The sequence below is a fragment of the Streptomyces sp. SID3212 genome (genome assembly GCF_009865405.1).
Classification (GTDB): Bacteria; Actinomycetota; Actinomycetes; order Streptomycetales; family Streptomycetaceae; genus Streptomyces.
Genome location: NZ_WWJY01001062.1, coordinates 1 through 2,262 on the forward strand (window position 1 = coordinate 1; position 2,262 = coordinate 2,262).

2 protein-coding genes and 1 pseudogene are annotated in these 2,262 nt (G+C 75.7%); 2 read left to right on the forward strand and 1 reads right to left on the reverse strand.

The features are described 5' to 3' along the window. Nucleotides 1–332, forward strand: a 332-nt coding sequence (locus GT042_RS31605; RefSeq protein ID WP_202534315.1) for a C40 family peptidase, incomplete at its 5' end; no start/stop codon positions are given. Nucleotides 333–463: 131 nt separating this feature from the next. Then, on the forward strand, nt 464–1,630 hold the full coding sequence (locus GT042_RS31610; RefSeq protein ID WP_237531395.1) for a hypothetical protein: 1,167 nt from the start codon (nt 464–466) through the stop codon (nt 1,628–1,630). On the opposite strand, the pseudogene GT042_RS31615 reads toward GT042_RS31610, so the two are convergent. Next, a pseudogene (locus tag GT042_RS31615) lies at nt 1,587–2,262 on the reverse strand (hypothetical protein); the annotation flags it as partial. The gene GT042_RS31610 and the pseudogene GT042_RS31615 sit on opposite strands and share 44 nt — an antisense overlap.

A 2,262-nucleotide genomic window follows, 5' to 3' on the forward strand; every position in this document is an offset into this window, starting at 1 on the left:
ACGGGGTCCAGGCCGCGGCGCGCGCGGTGGGCCGCCCGTACGTGTGGGGCGCCAACGGCCCCACCGGCTTCGACTGTTCGGGGCTGACGCAGTGGTCGTACGCGCAGGCGGGGGTGGGCCTGCCCCGCACCTCGCAGGCCCAGCGGTACGCGGGCCGGCAGGTCCCGCTGTCGCAGGCACTCCCCGGCGACCTGGTGGCGTACCGCGACGACGCGAGCCACATCGGGATGTACGTCGGCAACGGCCAGGTGATCCACGCCCCCTACCCGGGCGCGGCCGTGAGGTACGACCCGGTGGGGATGATGCCGGTCTCCTCGGTGACCCGTATCTGAGCCTCCCGGGACGCGGCGGGCGCGGGTGGCCCCCGTACGATCGTGACGTGGCAGGTCAGCGGCGTAGCGCCGCGGAGCGTGAGAGAGGACACCCGACCCGGCGGGGTGTCCTCGGGCTGGGGCTCTCCGGGCTGCTGCTCGCGTCCGGATGCTCCGGGGCGCCCCCCGCGCCCGACCCCGCCACGGCGGCGGTCCGACGGACCCTGGACGGCCGGGCCGCCGGTGTCCTGGACCGGGACGAGAACGCCTACCTCGCCGCCCTCGACCCCGCCGCGACGCGTCTGCGCGCCTCCGCCCGCGCGGAGTTCACCAACCTCGCCGACGTACCGCTGAGCTCCTGGGCGTACCGGGTCACCGCGGTGGAGCGGTCCGGCAGCCACGCCACCGCGCAGGTCGAGCTGCGCTACCGGATCGCCGGCTACGACAGCGCCCCCGTCTCGACGCCCCGCGAAATGACCCTGACCGAGCACACCGGCCGCTGGTACGTCACCGGCGACCGCCCCGCCGAGGGCGGCGCCCAGCAGCTCTGGCAGCAGGGCAGGGTACGGGTCGTACGCGGCACGCACAGCCTCGTCCTCGGCGTCGGGCAGACCACCACCCGGCTGCGCGCGGTCGCGGCCACCGCCGACCTCGCGGTGCCCGCCGTGGACGACGCCTGGAAGGGCGCCTGGGCCCACCGCGTCGTCCTGCTGGTTCCGGCCTCCCTCTCCGCCATGGCGGAGCTCCTGGGGGCGCCCGAGGACGGTTACCGGGGCATCGCGGCGGTCACCACGGGGGAGACCGGCGGGTCCGGGGCCTCACCCGCCGACCGGGTCATCGTCAACCCCGCCGCGTACGGCGCCCTCGGCGACTTCGGGCAGCGGGTCGTCCTCACCCACGAGACCACCCACGTCGCCACCCGCACGGCCACCTCCTCCGCCACCCCCACCTGGCTGTCCGAGGGCTTCGCCGACCGGGTCGCGTACCGCTCGACCGGCCGGACCGCCGCCCAGATCGCCCCCGAACTCCAACGGGCCGTCCGGCGCGGCGAGGTGCCCGCCGCGCTCCCCGACAACGACGCGTTCTCCTTCGGCGGGGACGCCGACGCCCTCGCCCGGGCGTACGAGAGCGGCTGGCTCGCCTGCGAACTGATCGCCGGACACTGGGGCGAGAAGCGGCTGACCGCCTTCTACCGCGCGGTCGGCGCCGGCCGGCAGCCCGACGGGGCCGTCGAGAAGGCCATGAACGACGTCCTGTCGACCACGCCGGAGGACTTCACCGTGCGGTGGCGCGCGTACGTACGGCAACGCCTGGGCTGACCAGGCCGGTCCGGGCCGCGCGCCGCCGGGGCGCCGCCACCGTCCGTACCCACAGCCGCCGGCAGGCGACCAGCGTCGCCGCGACCAGGAGACCGTTCCGTACGGTCAGCAGCAGCACGCCCAGCGGGTCGCTCGCGACGACGTGCGCGAACAGCAGCGGGAACTCCAGCAGCGTCACCCCCGTGGCCACCAGCACGAGGCGCGCGGGCAGCACCATCCCGCTCGTGCGCACCACCAGGCACGCGGCGGCCAGACCGACCAGCCACAGCAGGTACTGCGGGCTGATCACGCGGCTCGTCGTGGTGAACAGCAGCACCGCCACGAAGGCCGCGTCGTACGGTGTGCTCGCGGCGAACTCGCGCGCCCGCAGCCGCCACACCACCAGCCAGCCGAGCGCCACCACGGACAGGGCCAGCGCGGCGCCGCTCACCAGCGGGACGTACGGGCCGAGGAACTCCACCGAGCCGTAGTTGAGCCGCACCTCCCCCTCCCAGCCGAAGTGCCGCGCCCCGTGGAGGACGAGCGCGCCCAGCGACTCGATCTCCGTACCCCGGTCCCGCTGGAACGTCAGGAAGGCGAGCGCGCCGGGCATCGCCGCGTGACACACCGCGGTCAGCGCCAGCGCGGCCCCG